This window comes from Agathobaculum sp. LCP25S3_E8 (genome assembly GCF_052117165.1).
GTDB lineage: Bacteria > Bacillota > Clostridia > Oscillospirales > Butyricicoccaceae > Agathobaculum.
On record NZ_JBQKJR010000005.1, the window covers coordinates 39,747 to 61,287 of the forward strand.

Annotated in this window: 19 protein-coding genes; all 19 read left to right on the forward strand. The window is 54.7% G+C overall.

Annotation, left to right across the window (positions count from 1 at the left end; all coding sequences use genetic code 11):
* Positions 1-50 precede the first annotated feature (50 nt).
* The 19 genes from ACTQ34_RS03385 to trmFO all read left to right on the forward strand — a co-directional run bounded on the left by ACTQ34_RS03385 (position 51) and on the right by trmFO (position 21,540).
* Positions 51-551 carry a DUF4830 domain-containing protein gene (locus ACTQ34_RS03385; RefSeq protein WP_441362507.1) on the forward strand — a complete coding sequence of 167 codons (501 nt, stop codon included), beginning with the start codon at positions 51-53 and terminating at the stop codon, positions 549-551.
* A gap of 154 nt (positions 552-705) precedes the next feature.
* Complete coding sequence (locus ACTQ34_RS03390) at positions 706-1,437, forward strand: pseudouridine synthase (protein ID WP_441362508.1); 732 nt, start codon at positions 706-708, stop codon at positions 1,435-1,437.
* Between the two features lie 190 nt (positions 1,438-1,627).
* The gene (locus ACTQ34_RS03395; protein WP_297274355.1) at positions 1,628-2,719 is read left to right on the forward strand and encodes a helix-turn-helix domain-containing protein; all 1,092 of its coding nucleotides are present in this window, start codon (positions 1,628-1,630) and stop codon (positions 2,717-2,719) included.
* Between the two features lie 168 nt (positions 2,720-2,887).
* Positions 2,888-3,568 carry a cell division ATP-binding protein FtsE gene (gene ftsE / locus ACTQ34_RS03400; RefSeq protein ID WP_373166526.1) on the forward strand — a complete coding sequence of 227 codons (681 nt, stop codon included), beginning with the start codon at positions 2,888-2,890 and terminating at the stop codon, positions 3,566-3,568.
* Complete coding sequence (ftsX, locus tag ACTQ34_RS03405; RefSeq protein ID WP_441362509.1) at positions 3,565-4,449, forward strand: permease-like cell division protein FtsX; 885 nt, start codon at positions 3,565-3,567, stop codon at positions 4,447-4,449. Before ftsE ends, ftsX begins: the two co-directional genes overlap by 4 nt.
* Before the next feature lie 34 nt (positions 4,450-4,483).
* The gene (locus ACTQ34_RS03410) at positions 4,484-5,668 is read left to right on the forward strand and encodes a murein hydrolase activator EnvC family protein (protein WP_441362510.1); all 1,185 of its coding nucleotides are present in this window, start codon (positions 4,484-4,486) and stop codon (positions 5,666-5,668) included.
* A gap of 60 nt (positions 5,669-5,728) precedes the next feature.
* Positions 5,729-6,895, forward strand: a complete 1,167-nt coding sequence (locus tag ACTQ34_RS03415) for a S41 family peptidase (RefSeq protein ID WP_441362511.1) — start codon at positions 5,729-5,731, stop codon at positions 6,893-6,895.
* Between the two features lie 138 nt (positions 6,896-7,033).
* Complete coding sequence (gene greA, locus ACTQ34_RS03420; protein WP_373166530.1) at positions 7,034-7,507, forward strand: transcription elongation factor GreA; 474 nt, start codon at positions 7,034-7,036, stop codon at positions 7,505-7,507.
* A gap of 21 nt (positions 7,508-7,528) precedes the next feature.
* On the forward strand, positions 7,529-9,037 hold the full coding sequence (gene lysS, locus ACTQ34_RS03425; RefSeq protein ID WP_441362512.1) for a lysine--tRNA ligase: 1,509 nt from the start codon (positions 7,529-7,531) through the stop codon (positions 9,035-9,037).
* 194 nt (positions 9,038-9,231) lie between these two features.
* Entirely contained in the window at positions 9,232-9,870 is a 639-nt protein-coding gene (locus ACTQ34_RS03430; protein ID WP_441362513.1) for a hypothetical protein, read from the forward strand.
* Between the two features lie 115 nt (positions 9,871-9,985).
* On the forward strand, positions 9,986-10,447 hold the full coding sequence (gene bcp / locus ACTQ34_RS03435) for a thioredoxin-dependent thiol peroxidase (RefSeq protein ID WP_441362514.1): 462 nt from the start codon (positions 9,986-9,988) through the stop codon (positions 10,445-10,447).
* Between the two features lie 82 nt (positions 10,448-10,529).
* On the forward strand, positions 10,530-11,294 hold the full coding sequence (gene yaaA, locus ACTQ34_RS03440; RefSeq protein WP_441362515.1) for a peroxide stress protein YaaA: 765 nt from the start codon (positions 10,530-10,532) through the stop codon (positions 11,292-11,294).
* Between the two features lies 1 nt (position 11,295).
* Positions 11,296-13,398: an ATP-dependent helicase gene (locus ACTQ34_RS03445; protein ID WP_441362516.1), complete on the forward strand. Its 2,103-nt coding sequence runs from the start codon at positions 11,296-11,298 to the stop codon at positions 13,396-13,398.
* A gap of 261 nt (positions 13,399-13,659) precedes the next feature.
* Positions 13,660-15,036: a TrkH family potassium uptake protein gene (locus tag ACTQ34_RS03450; RefSeq protein WP_441362517.1), complete on the forward strand. Its 1,377-nt coding sequence runs from the start codon at positions 13,660-13,662 to the stop codon at positions 15,034-15,036.
* Positions 15,037-15,103: 67 nt separating this feature from the next.
* A complete protein-coding gene (locus ACTQ34_RS03455; protein WP_441362518.1) occupies positions 15,104-15,760 on the forward strand; it encodes a potassium channel family protein in 657 nt (218 codons plus the stop codon).
* On the forward strand, positions 15,757-16,536 hold the full coding sequence (locus ACTQ34_RS03460; RefSeq protein ID WP_441362519.1) for a TrmH family RNA methyltransferase: 780 nt from the start codon (positions 15,757-15,759) through the stop codon (positions 16,534-16,536). The genes ACTQ34_RS03455 and ACTQ34_RS03460 overlap by 4 nt, the downstream gene beginning before the upstream one ends.
* A gap of 13 nt (positions 16,537-16,549) precedes the next feature.
* Entirely contained in the window at positions 16,550-17,740 is a 1,191-nt protein-coding gene (dprA, locus tag ACTQ34_RS03465; protein ID WP_441362520.1) for a DNA-processing protein DprA, read from the forward strand.
* Positions 17,741-17,789: 49 nt separating this feature from the next.
* Positions 17,790-20,243: a type I DNA topoisomerase gene (topA, locus tag ACTQ34_RS03470; RefSeq protein WP_441362521.1), complete on the forward strand. Its 2,454-nt coding sequence runs from the start codon at positions 17,790-17,792 to the stop codon at positions 20,241-20,243.
* Entirely contained in the window at positions 20,236-21,540 is a 1,305-nt protein-coding gene (trmFO, locus tag ACTQ34_RS03475; protein ID WP_441362522.1) for a methylenetetrahydrofolate--tRNA-(uracil(54)-C(5))-methyltransferase (FADH(2)-oxidizing) TrmFO, read from the forward strand. Before topA ends, trmFO begins: the two co-directional genes overlap by 8 nt.
* Position 21,541 lies beyond the last annotated feature (1 nt).

A 21,541-nucleotide genomic window follows, 5' to 3' on the forward strand; every position in this document is an offset into this window, starting at 1 on the left:
CTTTTTCATTTGTCCGCATAGGATAAAGCAAAAGCAGGAGGGGCGATAGCATGATTGTTTTTGCAGCCAAGATATCGGTGAAAAAAGTGGTGGCAGGCGTACTGGCAGTGGGCGCTGTGGTTCTGGGGGTCACATTGCTTGCGCCGACAGCGGACACAATGCATGCACAGACCGCTTCGGGCGAAATAGATTTGAACAGTAAGCTGAAAAACAACGAACAGCGCGTTGCGCTGCTGGAAAGCTACGGTTGGAAGGTCAATCCGGAGCCGCGCAGTGAGCGCGAAGTGCAGATACCTAAAACTTTTGACGACACCTATCAAGCGTATAACGCCATTCAGTTGGGACAGGGGCTGGATCTTACACCGTATCAAGGTAAGCGTGCGACATTGTATACCTATGAGCTGACCGAATATCCAACCGGAGAAGAGGGGGTCATTGCCAATCTGCTGATTCGCCGCAACCAGCTGATTGCGGCGGACATCAGCTCATCAGAAACCAATGGCTTTGTGCATGGTATCACGGAAATGCCGGAAACGGATTCGGCTGAATAAACCTTGGACTGTGCAAATTCACAAAAAACCGAGAATAGATTCTTGTATCTCTGGATTCAATTTAGGGAATTGCACTTTTTCTGCAATTCCCTATTGTGCAATTTGCGAAAAAGTGGTATGCTATTAGCAGGAATGAATTGTCGGGGGAGACAAAATGCCACGGATGCGATTGGACAAGTTGCTGGCGCATTTGAATTGCGGCAGCCGCAAGGAAGTACAGGCTATGATTCGTGCAGGCCGCGTGCAGGTCAATGGCGCGGTGGAGCGCGATCCCGCGACAAAGGTGGATTCGGACAGCGCACAGGTCGTGCTGGATGGACAAGCACAGAAGTATCAGGCGCAGCGGTATTATATGCTCAACAAGCCGGCAGGCGTGATTACTGCCAGCCGGGATGCGCGGCACGATACCGTGCTTGACTTGTTTCCTGAGGAAATGCGGCGTGGTCTGTTTGCAGTCGGACGATTGGATAAGGACACTGAGGGACTGCTTATTGTGACAGACGATGGTGCGCTGAGTCATGCGCTGATGAGTCCGTCGCGGCATGTGTATAAAGTTTATGAAGCTGTGGTAGAAGGCATTCTTGTGCCGGAGGCGGAGACTCGCTTCCAAACAGGGTTGACACTGAAGGATGGTACAGTTTGTCTGCCCGCCCGTCTGGAGCGGTTGGCGGGGGGCGGCGAACAGCGTGTGCGGGTCACGCTGCGGGAAGGAAAGTATCACCAGGTCAAACGCATGATAGCGGCAGTGGGCGGCGTTGTGGTGCAGCTGCGTCGTACACAATTGGGTGGCTTGCAGCTTGATCCGGCTTTGACAGAAGGCGCATTTCGTGCTCTGACCGAACAAGAGTTGGAATTGCTGCAGCAGCCGACGCAGGAGAGTATCTAAAAATCCACAAAAAAAATAAAAATTTTTGTACAAAAATGTAGAAGACTATGATATAATGTCTTAAAATGCACAGGGAACATCAAGGGTTCTTGTGAACAATGTCAGGAATACGGCGATTTGTTGGGCCGGGGCGATTGTGACATGGCGTGAAAGCGCACGAGAATAGGGAAATACGGGAAAGGTGATGGAAATGGCTTCAAGATTGTTCCAGTCGATTGTTTTGCAGATGAAGGACACAGTAGATCGCACCATTGGTATTGTGGATGCGAGCGGTGCGGTCGTAGCGTGTACCGATCTGCCCCGTATCGGCGAAATGCGTGAGGAAGCGATCACCGAGCTTGGATTTGCAGGTGAAATTGTCCGTTTTGGCGGCTATACCTACCACACCACGGGGGACCGTTCCAGTCGGCTGGAATACGCTGTTTTCGTGCAGGGGGAGGACGAGCTGGCGCGCAGCATCTGCTCGCTGGTGGCGGTTGCAATCAACAACATCAAAACATTGTATGATGAAAAGCACGACAAGGCCACATTTGTCAAAAATATTATTTTGGATAATATCCTGCCGGGCGATATCTATATCAAGTCCCGTGAGCTGCATTTCGGCAACGATGTGCCGCGCGTGGTTTTTCTGGTTCGCCAGCAGATGCCGGCAGATGTTGCGGCCATTGATGTGGTAACGGGTATGTTCCCGGATAAGCAGAAGGACTTCGTGCTGCACATTTCTGAGACCGATATTGTGGTTGTCAAAGAAGTGAAAGCAGGCAGCGATGTTAAGGATTTGGCCAAGATTGCCGCATCCATTGAAGAGGCGCTGCTTAGCGAACTGTCGGTTAAGAGTCTGATAGGTATCGGTTCGGTATCGTCGCAGATGAAGGATATTGCAAAGTCCTTCAAGGAGGCGCAGACCGCCATTGAAGTTGGTGCGGTATTTGATACTGAAAAAAATATCATCAGTTTTGAAAACCTTGGCATTGGCCGCTTGATTTATCAGTTGCCGATCACACTGTGCGAAATGTTCCTCAGCGAGGTATTCAAAAAGGGTTCGATTGATTCGCTTGATCAGGAGACGCTGTTTACCATTCAGAAGTTCTTTGAGAATAACCTTAACGTCTCCGAAACCTCGCGAAAGCTGTTTGTACATCGCAATACGCTGGTGTATCGGTTGGAAAAAATTAAAAAGCTGACCGGTTTGGATTTGCGTGAATTCGATCATGCGATTGTCTTCAAGGTAGCGCTCATGGTGCGGAAATATCTGGCCAGCCGCGAAGAAAATGTGCGTTGAGACACGTCTGTTCACAAAAACTTCACGTAAAAAAGCAGTAGTGTAGGAAAATGGCAGGGATTGTCGTCTTGCGTCGGCAAGGAAAATCTGTTATAATAGGCAAAGGTGTATGATCTGCATGCACCTTTGCCTTTTTGGTATTTTGTTTGGCTCCGAGGAGGAATGCCTGTGATACGGATGAACGATGTCACCATGGTGTACGATAATGGTACCCGTGCTGTGAACAAAGCGAACCTGCGCGTGGATGAAGGGGAATTTGTATTCCTCGTCGGTGCGTCCGGCTCTGGTAAAACGACGCTTATCAAGCTGTTGACCGCAGAGGTCCGTCCGACAGAAGGACGGGTGTTGGTGAACAATTACAATGTCGGTGAGATGAAAAAAAGACAGATTCCTTATCTACGCCGTACTTTGGGCGTGGTATACCAGGATTTTCGTCTGATTAAGAATAAAACGGTTTATGAAAATGTCGCATTTGCCATGCGCACCATTGGCGCAAAGGGTAAGGCGATAAAAGAACGCGTACCGTATGTTCTGGAACTGGTTGGTTTAGCGGACAAGGCGCAAATTAAGCCGATGAATCTCTCCGGCGGTGAGCAGCAGCGTGTTGCCATTGCGCGTGCACTGGTCAATAACCCGCGCCTCATTATCGCGGACGAGCCGACCGGCAATCTCGATCCCGCGCGTTCGCTTGAACTGATGACCCTGTTTGAAAAGATCAACGAATTGGGCACCACCGTGCTGATCGTGACACACGAGAAGGGACTGGTGGACGAGTTTGAAAAGCGCGTTGTTATGATCGACAAGGGCGAGGTCGTCAGCGACCAGACAGGTGGGTACTATCAGTTATGAGAAGTTTTGGTTACTATTGGAAGGAAGGCTTCCGCAATATATTCAAGCATGGGTTTATGTCGATTGCGGCGGTGCTTATTATGATCGCCTGCCTGCTTTTGACAGGAACCGTGACGCTGATCGCGTATAATATTGATTTGAGCATTCAGGAATTGCAGCAATCCAACGAGATTGTGGTATTCATTGATGACAGCCTGACCACGCGCGAGGCGAAAGCATTGGGATCGCAATTTAACAAGATCGACAATATTGCAACGGTCGAGTTTGAGGATCGCGATGTGGCGCTGGAAAAATACCGCGAGGAGTTGGGTGAGGACGCAGTCATCCTGGATAATTATAATTCCGCAAACAATCCGCTGCGAAACAGCTTTATTTTCACTCTGAAGGATCCGACACTGGCCGAGCAGACAATTGAGCAGATCGCCGCTGTGGACGGTACCGACTATATCCGTGCGGATGAGGATGTTATTTCCAAGCTGATTCAGGTGCAGCGCGTATTCAATATTGTTGCGCTTGCCATGGTGGTTGGCCTGGCGGTCATCTCGATTTTCATCATCGCCAATACGGTAAAACTGGCCATGTTTGCACGCCGTGAGGAAATTTCCATTCAAAAAATGGTCGGTGCGACCAACTGGTTTATCCGTTGGCCATTCGTTATTGAAGGCATGGTGCTGGGTCTGCTGGCAGGCGGTTTGGCATTCCTTGCGCAGTGGGGATTGTACACCGAGCTTACCAATGTTGTAAGCGGCGTGATTCCGTATTTCCACATTGTTGCGTTTGACGGTCTGCGCTGGCTGGTGCTGGGCGTATATTTGGGTGCGGGTGTGTTGTTCGGCATTGGTGGTTCCGTGACGAGCATTCGCAAGTTTATGAATGTATGATGCATTGGCGACGGATAAAGGAGCGATTATCATTATGATGAAGAAAAGCACGACACGGCTGATATCGTGCGTGATTGCCGGCATTCTTGTGGTTGCACTGTTGGCTTCCATGTTGGTGACCAGCCTGACGTTTGCAGGGGCTGCGGAGGATGCAGATGAGCTGCAAGATAAGCTGTCCTCGCTGGAGGATGAGAAAGCGGCGGTTAAGGAAAAAATCGCGGAGCTGACCAAGCAGGCAAGCGACGTAGAGGCAACCCGTGCCGCGCTGCAAAGCGAAATCAACCTGACAAAGGAAGAGATTTCCACGGTTGAGGCGTATATCGAGCGCTTGCAGGACCAGATTGATGTCAAGACCACTGAACTTGCTGCGGCGGAGGAAGCGCTGGAGCAAAAGGAAGAGGAATTTGCGCTTACCGTGCGCACGACCTATGAGCAGGGCGACACCAGCTATCTGGAAGTGCTGCTGAACTCTTCGAGCTTTTCCGATTTGCTGTCCCGTATGGAGATCATCACGGCGATTATGGATGACAACAAGAAGATTGTTGCCGAATATACTGCCGCGAAGGAAGATATTGAGCAGAAAAAGCAGGAGTTAGAGGATACACAAACTTCGCAGAAGGAATATCAGGAGAACCTGAGCTATAAGGTTGACGAGCTGGCGGCGAGTGAGGCTGAGCAGGCTGCGCTGGCGGAGAGCATTCAGGCTTACAAGGCCGAAAGCGAAGCGGAGTACGACCGTATTTCCAGCGAGATGCAGGATGTCAGCAACCAGATCGCAAAACTGTCCGCACAGTCGGCGGCTTCCGGCGGTGTGCCGTACAGCGGCACCTTTGTCTGGCCGACACCAAGCTGCACAACCACATCCAGCGCATATGGCTACCGCGTGCATCCGATTTACGGCACGGTCAAGTTCCACGCCGGTGAGGACATCCCTGCAAGCTACGGCGCAGAGATTCTGGCAGCGGCATCCGGCACGGTGACCACTGCAGGCTGGGTTTCCGGTTACGGTAACTATACGGTTATTGACCATGGCGGCGGCACGATGACCGCTTACGGTCATCAGTCCAGCATCCTTGTTTCGGTTGGCCAGTACGTTGAGCAGGGACAGGTCATCGGTTATGTCGGATCTACCGGCAACTCGACCGGCCCGCATCTGCACTTTGAAGTGTATCAGAACGGCTCGACGGTTGACCCCAAGAGTTTCTTCAGCTTTACTTAATGCAATCATGAATCAAAGGGGAGGGCAAGTGCTCTCCCCTTGTTGTTTGGAGGGAATCAGATGTCTGGATGGCGGGACAACAAAGTCTCTGTGGGAACGGCATTCTTTCTTTGCGTGACTACAGCGGCGGCATCGGTGCTCGGCTGCTTTGCAGCGACAGGTTGGCGCACGTCTGCGGTAGAGGATAAGCTGCGCGAAATTGACCGTATTGCAGCGAAACAGTATGTGGGAGACCTGGATGCAGAGAAGGTTGCGGATTATGCGGCGGTCGGCTACGTGACTGGATTGGACGATCAGTGGTCGGCCTATATTCCGGCTGATCAGTATGAGGCCTATCGGCTGAGCAGCGAGGGGAAAGGCTGCGGCATCGGTGTGACGGTGATCACTGGAGAGGACAGTGTGCGCGTAAGTCTGGTGTGTGATGATTCTCCAGCGGCACAGGCCGGTATCGAAAAAGGAGATTATATCGTTGGCGCGGAGGAGCTGACGGTCGAGAAAGACGGCGCGGATGCCGTCATTGATGCAATTCAGGGTGAGGAAGGAACAGAGGTAACCGTGTCGTTCAGCAAAGAGAAGGGCGGCACGGTGCAACAGGCAACCATGCAGCGCGCTCTGGTGACCCAGAAGATGGCATGGGGCCAGATGTTGGAGGATAACATCGGTTATATTCGTATCGAAAATTTCCATGTCGGCGTTGCAGACCAGTTCCAGCAGGTGTTGGACGGACTGCTGGCAGACGGCGCGCAGTCGCTGGTGCTGGATGTGCGGCACAATGGCGGCGGGCGCGTCAAAGAGATGAGCGAAATGCTCGATCCGCTGCTGCCTGAGGGTACGATCATGACGCTGCGTACCAAAAGCGGCAGTGAAACCGTGTATGAGTCAGATGCGGAAATGATTGACCAGCCGATTGTGGTGCTGGTGGATGACCAGAGTATTTCGGCGGCCGAATTTTTCGCCGCAGCCTTGCAGGAATACGACCGCGCGACGCTTGTCGGCACGCACACCACGGGCAAAGGCCGTGCGCAGCAGACCTTCGAGCTGTCCGACGGGTCTGCGCTCAACCTGTCGGTAGAGGAGTATTTTACTCCCAAAGGGAATAATCTGGCGGGTGTAGGCATCGCGCCTGATGTCGAGGTGGCATTGACCGATGCACAGTTGTCGGACTTTTACTTCCTCTCGCCGGAGGAGGACCCGCAATTGCAAAAAGCGGTCGAAATTTTGGAATAAATCTGCGCCATATCGGTGAAAATGCGCAAAAATGCACTTGCTCGCTTGACAGTGCGGCGAATATTACCGTATAATAAGGAGTACTGTACGGCGGCGTGCGATGCCGCTGAACCTATGAAATAAGAAGGGTTTGCAATCATGGCAAAAGAAATCAAACTGACCCAGGAGAGCCTGGACGCTTATAAGGAAGAACTGGAATATTTGAAAACCACTCGTGCGGACGAGGTAGCCGAGCAGCTGAAAGAAGCGCGTTCGTTTGGCGACTTGTCCGAGAACGCCGAGTATGACGAGGCAAAGAACGAGCAGGGCAAGCTGTACTCCCGCATCGCGGAGCTGGAGGAAATCATCAAGCTGGCGGTCGTCGTAACCGGCGACACCTACGCGGCCGATGAAATCTCTCCGGGCTGCCGTTTTGTGGTCAAGGATCTCGAGTTGGACGAGGAGGAGGAATACCACTTCGTCGGTTCGCAGGAGGCTGACCCGATGGAGGGCAAGATTTCGGATGAATCTCCCTTCGGTAAAGCGATGCTGGGCAAAAAGGTTGGCACGATCGTCGAGGTCGAAGCACCGATCGGCGTAGTCAAGTATCAGGTAATGGATATTAAGAAATAAAAGAAGAAAGACGGGGAAACTATGGCAGAACAGCATCAGGCGCAGGAACAGCACGAGCAGACCGCAGAAGAACTGCATGAGCTCAAGCGTATCCGCCGTGAAAAGCTGGCGGAGCTGCAGGCAGCGGGTGCGGACCCGTATCAGCAGGTACGCTTTGAGCGCGATCATCACACAGTCGATATTCATGAGCATTTCGAGGAGCTGGAGGGCAAAACGGTCCGTCTGGCCGGCCGCATGATGAGCAAACGCATCATGGGCAAGGCTTCGTTTTCCGATCTGTCCGACCGATATGGTCGTTTGCAGCTTTATATCAAGCGTGATAACGTGGGCGATGAGGTCTATAAGGGCTACAAGAAGTTTGACATCGGCGATATCATCGGTGTTTCGGGCGAGGTATTCCGCACGCAAAAGGGTGAAATCTCGGTTGCAGTGCATGAACTGACGCTGCTGAGCAAAAACCTCGCGCCGCTGCCCGAAAAGTGGCACGGCCTGAAGGATACCGATATGCGGTACCGTCAGCGCTATGTGGATTTGATTGTCAATCCTGAGGTGCGCGATACCTTTGAAAAGCGTTCGGCCATTGTGCGAGAGATTCGCAACTTTATGGATGCGCGTGGCTTCATGGAGGTTGAAACGCCCTGCTTGAATACCATTCCGGGCGGCGCGGCGGCGCGTCCGTTTATCACGCACCACAATGCGCTGGATATTGATATGTATATGCGTATTGCAACCGAGCTGCACCTCAAGCGCCTGATCGTGGGCGGCTTTGAACAGGTGTATGAGATTGGCCGCATTTTCCGCAACGAGGGCATGGACACCAAGCACAATCCGGAGTTTACTACCATCGAGTTGTATCAGGCGTATACCGACTACAACAGCATGATGGATATTACCGAGGACATGGTCGTACATGTATGCGAAAAGGTGCTCGGCACCACTAAGGTGACCTATCAGGGCACGGAGATTGACTTTGCCAAGGGCTGGCGCCGCATGACCATGGCCGAGGCGGTCAAGGAGTATGCCGGTCTGGACTTTATGGCGATGGACGGTGAGCAGGCGCTGGCCGCGGTCAAGGCCAAGGGTGTAGAGATTGAGAAAGGCAAGGAGGGCTGGGGCGATCTGCTGGCGCAGTGCTATGACGAATTCGTCGAGGAGCATCTGATTCAGCCGACCTTCATCACCGATTATCCGGTCGAGGTGTCCCCGCTGGCCAAGCGCAAGCCGTCCGACCCGCGGCTGACCGAGCGCTTTGAGTGCTTTGTGGTTGGCCGTGAGCTGTGCAATGCATTCTCCGAGCTGAACGACCCGATTGATCAGCGCGAGCGCTTTGAGCGTCAGGTTGCGTTGCGTGCGGCGGGCGATGATGAAGCCAACATGATGGATGATGATTTTATCAATGCGCTGGAATACGGCATGCCTCCCACGGGTGGCATGGGCATGGGCATCGACCGTCTGGTCATGCTGCTGACCGATTCCGCATCTATCCGTGATGTGCTTCTGTTCCCCACGATGAAGCCGTTGGAAAGCTGAAACCGAGAATTATGATAAGAGCAAGCAGGACTGCCGGACGATCGGCGGTCCTGTTCGTCTATCAAAATGGGGAATGAAATAATGATGCGCGGTCGGGGTGGTGTGACGCTTTGCATATAAGTGCGTCCCCGATAGGCGAGAATTTGACCGCGGCATAAAAAGATATGGGCTGCAAAGAGGGAGGAATACAAGAGATGATTGCACTTCTCAGGCAGATACGATCAGGCAGTAACGCGAGTTATGTTCTGGAGCGCGACGGACAGACCCGCTGCACTGCAGAGGTTCCCTTTTCTATCGCAGCGCCCGAAATCACGCTCTTCCGCCGGGAGGAACCTTGGTTGAAAATAACACCAAACCTCGGTGATTCTGTCAAAAAAATGGTGCGCGATGGTTCGTGGCGGACACTGCCCTGTGACATCACCGATGCAAATGGCGCACAGATTGGAACTCTCGCCAAAATCCGCGAGGGAACATTTCTTTCCTCAAATTATTATACAGAGCTTCGGATTGGCGGACGTGTTTTGCAGATCTATGAGGTGGGCCTTGGCAAAGAGGGGATGCGGTATCCTGTCTATGAGGATGGGGTCCAGTTGTCTCAGGTGGAGAAGGAGCCGGTTGTTCTCGACAATCTTGATGCGTACAGCCTTTGCAGCCTGGATGACTTCGGAGAGCTTGCCGCCTTGTTGTTTGCCCTGTTTCTTGACTTCCATAGCTATCGAAACGCGGGGGAGCGTACACGGGGAAAGAAAAGTTTTCAGTATGTCTACACCAGACGCAAAGAGATTCTCTCAAAATACGACCCGGACTTTCGCTCCCGCTGTGAAATACACTGAAATTTGGATGCGGTTGTCCGGCGAAAAGCAGCATAAAAGAGCATCTGTTATTTTCAGCATCAGGTTGTACCGATGCTTGCAATGGAGAAGAACTTAATCAAAGAGGAGGATTATTATGTTGGAAGTTGGCACGAAAGCTCCGGATTTCACACTGCCCGATAAGGAGGGTAATGCAGTCAGCCTGTCTGATTTTCTGGGCAAAAAAGTGGTTTTATATTTTTATCCCAGAGACAATACGCCCGGCTGCACCCGTCAGGCCTGCGCTTTTGCTCAGAACTACGGCGCGTTTCAAGAGAAGAATGTCGTGGTCATCGGCATCAGTAAGGATTCGGTAGCCTCGCATCTGAAATTTGCACAGAAGTACGAGCTGCCTTTTGTGCTGCTCTCCGATCCGGAGTTGCAGGCCATTCAGGCCTATGGTGTTTGGCAGGAGAAGAAGCTCTATGGCAAGGTAAGTATGGGAGTTGTGCGTTCCACTTATCTTATCAATGAGCAGGGAATAATCGAAAAGGTGATGCCCAAGGTAAAGCCGGATACCAATGCTGCTGAAATTCTGGCGTATCTGGCCGGAGAGTGACGATGAGGCAAAGTGGGACGAGCAAGCAGAGTGATATGTGTTTGGTGGCCTGCGGGACTGTTTTATGGGCGTGAGGAAAAATATGCGAATTATCATTTCACCGGCGAAAAAGATGAAAGTGGATACGGATACGCTTCCGTGGCAAGAGATGCCATGTTTCATCGACAAGGCGGAAACGCTTTACGAAACGCTCAAATCCATGTCGTATGAGCAACTGAAAAAGCTCTGGAAGTGCAACGACTCCATTGCTGCGCAGAATGTGGAGCGGCTGCAAAGCACGGATTTGCGCACACGCCTGACTCCGGCGATTTTGTCCTATGAGGGCATTCAGTATCAGTACATGGCGCCCGGTGTGTTCACGGAGGAGCAGCTTGCCTACGTGCAGCTGCACTTGCGCATCCTGTCCGGACTGTACGGTGTGCTGCGCCCTTTTGACGGGGTAACGCCCTACCGGTTGGAGATGCAGGCCAAGCTGCAAGTCGATGGGGCGAAAGACCTGTACGGATATTGGGGTGGCGAGATTGCAGACCGGTTATATCAGGAGACTGACTGCGTCATTAATCTTGCTTCCAAGGAGTACAGTGTCTGCGTTTCGCGCCATCAAAAGCCGGGGACGCGGTTTATCACCTGTGTGTTTGGTGAGGAGAAGGACGACAAAATTGTGGAGAAGGGGACGCTGTGCAAGATGGCGCGCGGAGAAATGGTGCGCCATCTGGCCGAAACCCGCGCAGAAAGTCCGGAAGCGCTCAAAACGTTTTCCTATTTGAATTATGGCTTTTCACCGGAACATTCGGATGAAAATACCTATGTATTTCTGTTGAGAAAATCACCCAAATTTGGAGCATAGCATGGATTTTTCCCAATTCAAAACACAATTTTCCATTTCTCTGGATGCACAGCAGCAAGCAGCGGTGCAGACGGTGGATGGGCCGGTTTTGCTGCTGGCAGTGCCGGGGAGCGGTAAGACCACCGTGCTGGTCACCCGGCTGGGCTATATGCGTTATGTGCGGGGCATTTCGCCCGAGCGCATTCTCACCATGACCTACACGGTGGCGGCTGCACGGGACATGCAGGCGAGGTATGCCGCTTTCTTTGGGGAGGAAGAAGCGCAGCGTCTGGAGTTTCGCACGATTAACGGTGTATGCAGCCGAATTATTCGCTATTACGAGCGCATGTTTGGCCGTACCGCTTTTCGGCTGCTGGAGGACGGCGCGCAGAAAAGCGCGATTATCAGTGAGCTGTATCGAACGCAAAGCAAGGAGTTCGCCACGGAAAGCACAGTGAAAGCCCTCCAGACTGCGCTTACTTACGCCAAAAATCAGATGCTCAAGGGTGAAGAATTGTCCGCGGTCGAGGTGGAGGGCGTCGACTTTGCTGCGTTTTTTGCGGCATACGGTAAGGTGCTGCGTGAACGACAGCTGATGGACTATGATGACCAGATGGTCTACGCGTTGCGGATTTTGCGCCAATACCCTGCAATTCTGCGTGATTTTCAGATGCGCTATCAGTATTTCTGTGTGGACGAGGCACAGGACACCTCCAAAATCCAGCATACCATCATCCGGCTGCTTGCGGGACAGAGCGGCAACCTGTTCATGGTCGGCGATGAGGACCAGAGCATTTATGGTTTCCGGGCGGCTTATCCACAGGCGCTGACTGAGTTCGACACCGTCTATCCAAACGCCAAAGTGCTGTATATGGAACAGAATTACCGCTCTACCCGACAGATTGTGGCGGCAGCAGACCGGTTCATCCAGAAAAATCATAATCGCCGCCCCAAACACATGAAGGCGACGCAAGGCAGTGGCCCAGCGGTGCGCGAATGCTCGGTCTATGACCGGCAGAAGCAGTATGCCTACCTTTGCAAGCTGGCAGAAAACTGCACGGAGGAGACTGCCGTTTTGTATCGGGACAACGACAGCGCGCTGCCGCTCATCGACCGTATGGACCGTGCGGGCATCCCTTACCGCTGCCGACAGGTGGAAAGCCTGTTTTTTACCAATCGTGTGGTGCGCGACATCACGGATATCATCCGTTTTGCCCGGAACCCGAACGACGGCGAACTGTTTTTAAGTTTGTACTACAAGTTGGGGGCAGGCATCAGTAAAGTCATGGCACAGGTGGCCGCAGACCGCGCCGAAGCGGAGGGTGAGACGATTCTGGGGTGCATTGCCGTTTCTTCCGCTGCGTCTCCGTGGACGCAAAAACAGTGCAAGGCGCTACAGACTCACCTAAATAATCTGCTTCGCGAGCGGGCGGACAAGGCGGTTTACCGCATTGTACATTTTATGGGCTATGGGGACTACCTAAAGGAGCGCGGCGGCGATTTGACCAAAGCGGATATTCTGGAAGCGCTAGGGGAACAGGAGCCTACACCGGAACGCCTGCTCGACCGATTGGAAGAGCTGCAGGAGGTGGTGCAGCGGGGCGGTACGGACGCTGGCTGTCCGTTTGTGCTCTCCACCATCCACTCCAGTAAGGGGCTGGAATACGAGCGGGTTATCCTGATGGACGTGGCAGACGGGCTGCTGCCCAAGGTGCTGCCCGAACCGAATGCAGAGCAGGAGGAACTGGACGCTTATGAGGAAGAGCGGCGGCTGTTTTATGTGGGACTGACACGGGCCAAGCGGGAACTCGGCATCATGATGTTTCGTAAGGTTGGTTTGGAGTCGTCTTTTGCGCGGGAAATTTTTCCGCTTGAAACCGGCCGGGCGGTGCAGCCGATGGCAGCGGTTAAAAAGCCTGCTGTTCGGAAAGAGCCGGATGCGGCGCGCATCGCAGCCGTTGCCAAAGACTATATTCCCGGCATTCGTTTGATGCATAAAGCCTTTGGTCCCGGCACTCTGGTGAGTCGCAGCGGGGATATTGGTGTAATCGCTTTTGACAGCGGGGACACAAAAAAGATTGCGGTTTCCGTGGCGCTGCGGGTCGGGCAGCTCCGTCGGGAGTAAGATGGGGTATTGCCCAGACAGGTACAGGAACCCCCAAAAAAGTAGAAAATTCGAGGATTTAATCCTCTCATACAATTTAAATATCCATCTTGAAAATGGGAAACACCTATGATAAACTAAGTTGGTCGTAATATAGGATTCAGATGCTTGGCCCTGTATCCTTGCAATGAAGCCGTTCAGTACGGAGCCATAAAACGCCTGATAAAGCCTGGACGGTGTGTTCAGGCTTTTGGCATTTCAAATAAAAGGGAAGGAACATAGATGAACCGCGTGAGACATTTGGGACGGCGAAAAGGCCGTCGTCCGGCCATGCATGCCGCGATGGTAATTGCATTGGGCTTTCTGATTATTATTTTGACCGGTGCGGTGCTGCTCGCGTTGCCTGTATCCGCCCGAAGTGGGGAACCGACGGATTTTCTGGATGCCTTATTTACCGCGACCTCGGCCACCTGTGTAACCGGTTTGGTGACAGTCGGCACGGCAACCCACTGGTCCGGTTTCGGACAGGTTGTGATTTTGCTTCTTATCCAGATAGGCGGCTTGGGGTTTATGTCGCTGGCATCGATTGCTTCCTTTCTCACCCGCCGCACCATCACGCTGCGTGAACGCATGGTGATGAGCGCGGGCCTGAATTTGACGGAAAACGCCGGTATCGTTCGGCTGACCCGTCGTGTACTGCTGGGCACATTCGCCTTTGAAGGAGTGGGAGCCGTGCTTCTCGCAACGCGGTTTATCCCGCGTGTGGGACTGTGGCAGGGAATCAAAATGGGTGTGTTCCATTCGATATCCGCTTTCTGTAACGCCGGATTTGATTTGGTCGGTACACCGGATAATCCGTTTGCTTCGCTCACCGGCTATGCGGATGACCTGGTTGTGAACCTGACGATTATGGCTTTGATTGTGATAGGTGGTCTGGGCTTTTTCGTTTGGGGAGACATTTGGGACAAGCGCCGCTTCCGCCGTCTGCGGCTGCATACCAAGCTGGTGTTGGTGACGACCACGTTTTTGCTCTGTGCGGGCTTTGTGCTCACTCTGTTCTTTGAGTGGGGCAATCCGCAGACGCTGGGCACGATGCCGGTGCAGGATAAGGTGCTTGCGGCAGCGTTCCAATCGGTCACGCTGCGCACTGCGGGCTTCAATACCATTGATCAGGGTGCATTGACCGGTCCTTCACAGGCGGTTGCCTGCCTGTTGATGATGATTGGCGGATCGCCCGGCTCAACAGCTGGCGGCATCAAAACCGTGACGGCGGCTGTGCTGGTGCTCAGTGCGATTTCCGCGCTGCGCGGCCGTACGACGGTAGCGGCCTTTGGCCGCACAATTGTTTCGCGCAGCATCATGAATGCAGTCACGATGATGATTATGGGCGGCACGCTCAGCCTGACGGGAGCGTGTGTGATTTCTTATGTGGAGAACGTACCGTTCGGTGTTTGCCTGTTTGAATCCGTGTCGGCCTTTGCAACGGTTGGTCTGTCGATGGGACTGACGCCTACGTTGCATGCGCTTTCCCGCCTGATTTTGATTTTATTGATGTATCTGGGGCGTGTGGGGGTGCTGACGCTGGGCGTTGCGGTGCTGATGCGGCATCGGGAGCCGCCCAAAATGCAGTATCCGGATGCGGATGTCATGGTAGGATAAATGGATTTTGCCGTGAGGCTCTTATCGGGGGCGGCGGCAATCGGGAAAATCAGAGGAGACTTGGATGATGAAATCCTTTTTGGTAATCGGGCTGGGCCGGTTTGGCTCGGCTGTGGCGCGGGAGCTGGCCTCGCTTGGGCAGGAGGTTCTTGTGCTGGACGAGGATGAGGAAAACGTCCAGCATATTGCGGATGATGTAACGCAGGCGATTCGCGGCGATGCGCAGGACGAAGCCGTGCTGCGCTCGGTTGGCGCGCGTAATTTTGATTGCTGCATTGTCGCCGTGGGGACAGACATGGAAGCGAGTATTCTGATTACGGTGATGCTCAAGGAGATGGGCGCAAAATATGTTGTAGCCAAGGCGCAAAGCCCCGTGCATGCCCGTGTGCTGGAGCGTGTGGGCGCAGATCGTGTGGTGCTTCCGGAGAGTGAAATGGGGCAGCGTCTGGCACAGCGTCTGGTGCGCACCAATGTGGTCGATTATATCGGTGTGTCGGAGGACTTTTCCATTCTGGAGATCCATCCGCCCAAGAGCTGGATCGGCCGCTCGCTTGGGCAGTTGGGGGTGCGTGCACGGTATCAGGTGAATGTACTGGCAATCCGTCATGGCGAGGGCGGACAGGTGGATGTTACACCACAGGCGAGCCAGGTGATTGGGGCGGATGATTTGCTCATCGTGATTGGCACAAACGAAAACGTGGATAAGCTGGTGGAACAGCATTGATTACAATTGAAAGCCGTCAAAACAGTGCGCTGCGGCATCTGGCGCGGCTGGGACGGGAACGAAAATACCGCCGCAGCACAGCGGAAATGCTGTGCGAGGGCGAGAAGATGCTGGAGGAGGCGTTGCGATCGGGCGTGCAGCTCGGTGTACTGCTGGTGCGCGAACGGGCAAAGGACAGTCTGCCGGATGGCCTGCTGGATCGCGCTGCGCAGGCGGGCGCCGCACTTTATTGCGCGCCGGACACATTGTTTGAGCTTGCCAGTGAGGTTGAAACACCGCAAAACGTGATTTTCTCCTGCAAGCAGCTGTATTGGACGGCAGATGCGCTGGACGGCAAAGCACAGGTGCTTTTGCTGGACGGTTTGCAGGACCCGGGCAACCTTGGCACGATTTTACGCACCGCAGAAGCATTCGCGCTCGGTGCCGTTGTGTTGTGCGAGGGCTGCGCCGATCCGTTTTCTCCCAAGGTCGTGCGTTCGACCATGGGCGCGGTATTTCGCCTGCCGTGCGTGCGGTTGCCATTGGCGGAAGCGGTCGAGCGACTGCGTGCGCAGAGGCTGGCGGTTTATGCAACCGCGCTACATGCGGACAGTGTGCCGCTGGGTACGGTACCGCTGGACCGTGCGGCGGTCATTATCGGCAGCGAAGGGCGCGGCGTAACGCCGCAGGCAATCGAGCTCAGCGACCGCCGCGTGATTATTCCGATGCACGGGCGTGCCGAATCGCTTAACGCGGGCGTTGCGGCGGCGATTGTGATTTATGAAATGACAAAATGAGGAGGCGTGCGGTATGTCCTCAAGGTTGAGTTATGTATGGCTTGCCACCCGGCGCGGATTGGGAGCGGGTGTGGCAGTGAGCTTGCTGCGCGCGTTTGGTTCGCCCGAAGCGGTGTTTGCGGCCGATCGGACAGCGCTGACCACAGCACGGGATTGTCCGCTGCGCAAAGTGCAGGTGGATGCGCTGTGCGATAAAAATACGGATGAGGCCGAACATATTCTGGCGAAGTGCGCAGGAGACGGCATCCAGGTCATCACGCTCGGTGACAGCGCCTATCCCGATCGGCTGCGCGCAATTGAAAATCCGCCGGTTGTGCTGTATGTCCGCGGCAAATGGCCGGATTTTGACGTCATGCCCGGTATTGCTGTTGTCGGTACGCGCGAGGCCACGCCTTACGGGCTGCAAACCGCGGAGCATATCGGCAGCGTGCTGGGACGGGCTGGTTTTATCACGGTCAGCGGTATGGCACTGGGCAACGACGGTGCGGCGCATCGCGGTGCGCTGCGGGCCGGTGGCCTGACAGTTGCCGTACTCGCGGGCGGCGTGGACGTGTGCTATCCGCCGCAGCACCGCAGTCTGATGGGCGATATCCTGCTTTCGGGTGCAATCGTCAGTGAATACCCACCCGGCACCGAGCCGCGCGGTGAGCATTATCACGCCCGCAACCGCATCATCAGCGGCCTTTCGGTCGCAGCGGTTATTGTGGAAGCGCCGGGCTATCGATCGGGAGCACTCATCACCGCACGAGCCGCGCTCGATCAGGGGCGGGATGTGTATGCTGTCCCCGGCGCATTGGACGCGCCGCAGTCAGCGGCTTGCAATGCGTTGATTGAAAAGGGCGAAGCGGCACTGCTGCGCAGTCCGGAGGCACTTGTGCGGACATACAGCGGACTGCTGCATGCGCCGTCCGGAGAATACCGTGCGCCGCATTCTGTGCAAACGCCGAAAAAACCGCATGCAGCGCGCCAAGCGCCCCGAAAGATGGAAAAACCTGCACCGCCGCCGTCCGGTGTGACGGCAGACAGCCTGAGCGGTGATGAGCGCCGTATCGTAGAGCTGGTGCAGCAGGGCGTAGGCACGCCGGAGGATTTGATCGAGCGTTGCGGACTTCCCGCGCCTCGTGTCATGAGCCTTATCACTATGCTTGAAATGGATGGTATTCTGCGCCGCGAAAAGGGCAGACTGGTGATAGGCTGTCAGTAAATGAACCTCGGTTGACGCTGTGTGCGGCGACCGAAAACGGAGGAAAAACATGTCGAAATTAGTCATCGTGGAGTCGCCTGCCAAGGCAAAGACCATTGGCAAATATCTGGGGTCGGGCTATGTAGTCAAGGCCTCGATGGGGCATCTGCGCGATTTGCCGAAGAAGAAAATGAGCGTCGATATTGAGCACGATTTTAAGCCGGAATATGTGCCGATCGAAGGAAAAGATAAAATCATCAAGGAAATTCGCAGCGAAATCCGCAAAAGCGATTTCGTCTATCTCGCAACCGACCCTGACCGCGAAGGAGAGGCCATTTCCTGGCACATCAAGGAACTGTTCAAGCTGAAGGATAAGGATTCCAAGCGTGTAACCTTCAATGAGATTACCAAGCCTGCGGTCAAGTATGGTATCGAGCATCCGCGCGATATTGACATTGATTTGGTCAACGCACAGCAGGCGCGCCGCATTCTCGACCGCATCGTGGGCTATGAGTTGTCGCCCTTTCTGTGGCGTAAGGTCAAGCGCGGTCTGAGTGCGGGCCGTGTGCAGAGCGTCGCGACCCGTCTGGTCGTGGACCGCGAAAACGAAATTCGGGCTTTTGTACCGGAGGAATACTGGACGATCGAGGCGCAGCTGCAAACGGCAGACGGTGGACGCTTTACTGCGCGCTATTACGGCGATACATCGGGCAAGGTGGAGCTGAAAAACGAGGAGCAGGCACGGACGGTCGTCAATGCTGTCACCGGCAAACCGTTTACAGTAGGCGATATCAAGCGCGGCAAGAAAAAGCGCACGCCTGCGCCGCCGTTCATCACCTCGACCTTGCAGCAGGAAGCCAGCCGCAAGCTGAATATGACGCCGCGCCGCACGATGAGCATTGCGCAGGAGCTGTACGAAGGTATTGAGTTGGGCGAGTATGGTCTGACCGGTCTTATCACTTACATGCGTACCGACTCGCTGCGCCTGTCGGACGAGGCCACGGCTGCCGCTGCGGGCTTCATTCGCGGTCGTTACGGCGACGAATACTATCCCGGCAAGCCGCGTGTGTTCAAAACCAAGGGTAATGCGCAGGACGCGCACGAAGCAATTCGGCCGTCGGATGTCAAGCTCCTGCCGGATGAGATTCGTCAGTACCTGACGCCGGATCAGTACAAGCTGTATAAGCTCATCTGGTCGCGCTTTGTTGCCTGCCAGATGGCGGACGCGCTGCTGGATACAGTCTCAGCGGATATCGTATGCGAGGGACAGGTGTTCCTCGCATCCGGTCACACGGTTGCATTTCCGGGTTTTACTGCGGTTTATGAGGAAGGCACGGACGACGAGAAAAAGGGCGACGCGGGTAAACCGTTGCCGCGCTTTGCCGAAGGCGATACGCTTACGGTGGAAAAACTCGACCCCGCGCAGCACTTCACGCAGCCGCCCGCGCGCTATACCGAAGCATCGCTCATCCGCGCGATGGAAGAGCGCGGCATCGGCCGTCCGTCAACCTATGCGCCGACGATATCGACCATTATCGACCGCGATTATGTGACCAAGGAGAATCGCGCGCTGCGTCCAACCCCGCTGGGTGAGGGCGTGACCGGTCTGCTGGTCGATGAATTCAAGTCGGTGGCGGACTATGAGTTCACCGCTAATATGGAGGAGCAGCTCGACGAGGTTGAGGCGGGCAAGCTGGACTATGTTCAGCTGCTGCACAAATTTTACGACGGTTTTGAGAGTGCGCTCAAACAGGCGGAAGTGGATCTCGAGGGTAAGCGCATCAAGATTCAGGATGAGGTCACAGATGTCATTTGTGATAAGTGCGGACGCAATATGGTCATCAAGTCCGGCCGTTTCGGAAAGTTTCTCGCTTGTCCGGGCTTTCCGGAGTGCACCAATACCAAGCCCATCACCGAGGATACAGGCGCAGCCTGTCCGATGTGCGGCGCGAAGGTGGTTAAGAAGAAATCCGCGCGCGGCTATGTATATTACAGCTGCGACACCTACCCGACCTGTCAGTTTATGACGTGGGATAAGCCGCTCAAAACCAAGTGCCCGAACTGCGATTCTTCGCTGTTCCGTCACACCGACCGCGACTCTAAGGAGGTTACGGACGTGTGCCTGCGCGAGGGCTGCGGCTATAAGGAACTGGTCAAGGAGGGGGTGTCCCCTGAAGAGGCCGAGAAGAACCGGCAGCGCCGAGAAGCGCGTGCGGCCAAGGCGGCGGAGCGCGCAGCAGCCAAGGCTGCGGCGGAGGCCGAGGGCGAAGCGGAGGAAAAGCCTAAGAAGGTGACGAAAAAGGCGACGGCCAAAAAGACAGCGGCGAAAAAGCAGGTGCCGTGGATGACCAAAACCACGAACCGCTTCAAAAAACTCAAGGATGAGGACGTACAGGCGCTGACCAAGACGCAGCAGGCGCAGTACGCGAAGGCGCTTGAGAAATACGAGGCCGAAAAGGCAGCGGAAAAGGCGGCAAAGCCTGCCCGCAAGTCTGCAAAAGTGAAGGAGGCTGCGAATGAGTAATCAGGTAACGGTTATCGGGGCGGGCCTTGCGGGCTGTGAAGCGGCGTGGCAGCTCGCGCAGCGCGGTATTTCCGTGCGTCTGTGTGAAATGAAGCCGCAGCAGCACTCACCCGCGCACCATTCGGATGATTTTGCGGAGCTGGTGTGCTCCAACTCGTTGCGCTCGGATGAACTTTCTAATGCCGCGGGTCTGCTTAAAGAAGAACTGCGCCGTTTGGACAGCCTGATTCTTACCTGCGCAGACGAGAACCGTGTCGAGGCAGGCGGCGCGCTTGCGGTCGACCGCGAGGCGTTTGCACACGCGGTGACGGACAAAATCAAAAATCATCCCAATATTGAAATCGTATACGGCGAAGTGACCGACATCCCCGAGGGGAAGGTAGTTATTGCGTCCGGTCCGCTGACATCGGATACGCTGTTCGATGCAATTCATCGCAAGGTCGGCGGCGAATTCCTGCATTTCTATGATGCGGCGGCGCCTATCGTGACCGCGGAGAGCATCGACATGGATTCCGCCTATATCGCCTCGCGCTACGGCAAGGGCACGGCGGATTACATCAATTGTCCCTTTTCCAAGGAGGAATATGACGCGTTCTGGAACGCGCTGACCACGGCAGAGGAAGCGCCGGTGCATGGTTTTGAGGACTCCAAGGTGTTCGAGGGTTGTATGCCGATTGAAGTCAACGCCCGCCGCGGATACGATACGATGCGTTTTGGTATCTTAAAGCCCATCGGCCTGCCCGACCCTAAGACGGGCAAAGACCCGTACGCGGTGTTGCAGCTGCGGCGCGACAACGCGCAGGGCACGCTGTACAATCTGGTCGGCTGTCAGACCCACCTCAAGTGGGGCGAGCAGAAGCGCGTGTTTTCCATGATTCCGGCGCTGCGGAATGCCGAGTTTGTGCGCTACGGTGTGATGCACCGCAATACGTTCCTCGACTCGCCGCGGCTGCTGGACGCGACCTATGCACTCAAATCCGACCCGCGTATCCGCTTTGCAGGACAGATGACTGGTGTGGAGGGCTATGTCGAGTCCACCTCGTCCGGCTGGGTTGCGGGTGTGGCGACTGCGCTCGAGATGCAGGGCAAAAGCATGCCCGCCCTGGATCGGCAGACTGCGACGGGTGCGCTGGCATGCTATATTTCCGACCATACAGTGGCCAAATTCCAGCCGATGAATATCAATTTTGGCATTCTCGATCCGCTGGGCTATAAGATCAAGGGCAAGCGGGAGAAAAATACAAAAATATCCGAGCGAGCGCTCGAAAAGATCGACAGTCTGAAAGGGGAGCTTTGAT

Excerpts from the sequence above, each read along its gene's own strand:
- bcp (WP_441362514.1), top strand. The coding sequence starts at position 9,986 with ATGTTGGAAGTTGGCACGAAAGCTCCGGATTTCACACTGCCCGATAAG.
- ACTQ34_RS03445 (WP_441362516.1), top strand. The coding sequence starts at position 11,296 with ATGGATTTTTCCCAATTCAAAACACAATTTTCCATTTCTCTGGATGCA.
- ACTQ34_RS03430 (WP_441362513.1), top strand. The coding sequence starts at position 9,232 with ATGATTGCACTTCTCAGGCAGATACGATCAGGCAGTAACGCGAGTTAT.
- ACTQ34_RS03455 (WP_441362518.1), top strand. The coding sequence starts at position 15,104 with ATGAAATCCTTTTTGGTAATCGGGCTGGGCCGGTTTGGCTCGGCTGTG.
- dprA (WP_441362520.1), top strand. The coding sequence starts at position 16,550 with ATGTCCTCAAGGTTGAGTTATGTATGGCTTGCCACCCGGCGCGGATTG.
- ACTQ34_RS03410 (WP_441362510.1), top strand. The coding sequence starts at position 4,484 with ATGATGAAGAAAAGCACGACACGGCTGATATCGTGCGTGATTGCCGGC.
- ACTQ34_RS03450 (WP_441362517.1), top strand. The coding sequence starts at position 13,660 with ATGAACCGCGTGAGACATTTGGGACGGCGAAAAGGCCGTCGTCCGGCC.
- yaaA (WP_441362515.1), top strand. The coding sequence starts at position 10,530 with ATGCGAATTATCATTTCACCGGCGAAAAAGATGAAAGTGGATACGGAT.
- ftsX (WP_441362509.1), top strand. The coding sequence starts at position 3,565 with ATGAGAAGTTTTGGTTACTATTGGAAGGAAGGCTTCCGCAATATATTC.
- trmFO (WP_441362522.1), top strand. The coding sequence starts at position 20,236 with ATGAGTAATCAGGTAACGGTTATCGGGGCGGGCCTTGCGGGCTGTGAA.
- ACTQ34_RS03415 (WP_441362511.1), top strand. The coding sequence starts at position 5,729 with ATGTCTGGATGGCGGGACAACAAAGTCTCTGTGGGAACGGCATTCTTT.
- lysS (WP_441362512.1), top strand. The coding sequence starts at position 7,529 with ATGGCAGAACAGCATCAGGCGCAGGAACAGCACGAGCAGACCGCAGAA.
- greA (WP_373166530.1), top strand. The coding sequence starts at position 7,034 with ATGGCAAAAGAAATCAAACTGACCCAGGAGAGCCTGGACGCTTATAAG.
- ACTQ34_RS03385 (WP_441362507.1), top strand. The coding sequence starts at position 51 with ATGATTGTTTTTGCAGCCAAGATATCGGTGAAAAAAGTGGTGGCAGGC.
- ACTQ34_RS03395 (WP_297274355.1), top strand. The coding sequence starts at position 1,628 with ATGGCTTCAAGATTGTTCCAGTCGATTGTTTTGCAGATGAAGGACACA.
- ACTQ34_RS03390 (WP_441362508.1), top strand. The coding sequence starts at position 706 with ATGCCACGGATGCGATTGGACAAGTTGCTGGCGCATTTGAATTGCGGC.
- topA (WP_441362521.1), top strand. The coding sequence starts at position 17,790 with ATGTCGAAATTAGTCATCGTGGAGTCGCCTGCCAAGGCAAAGACCATT.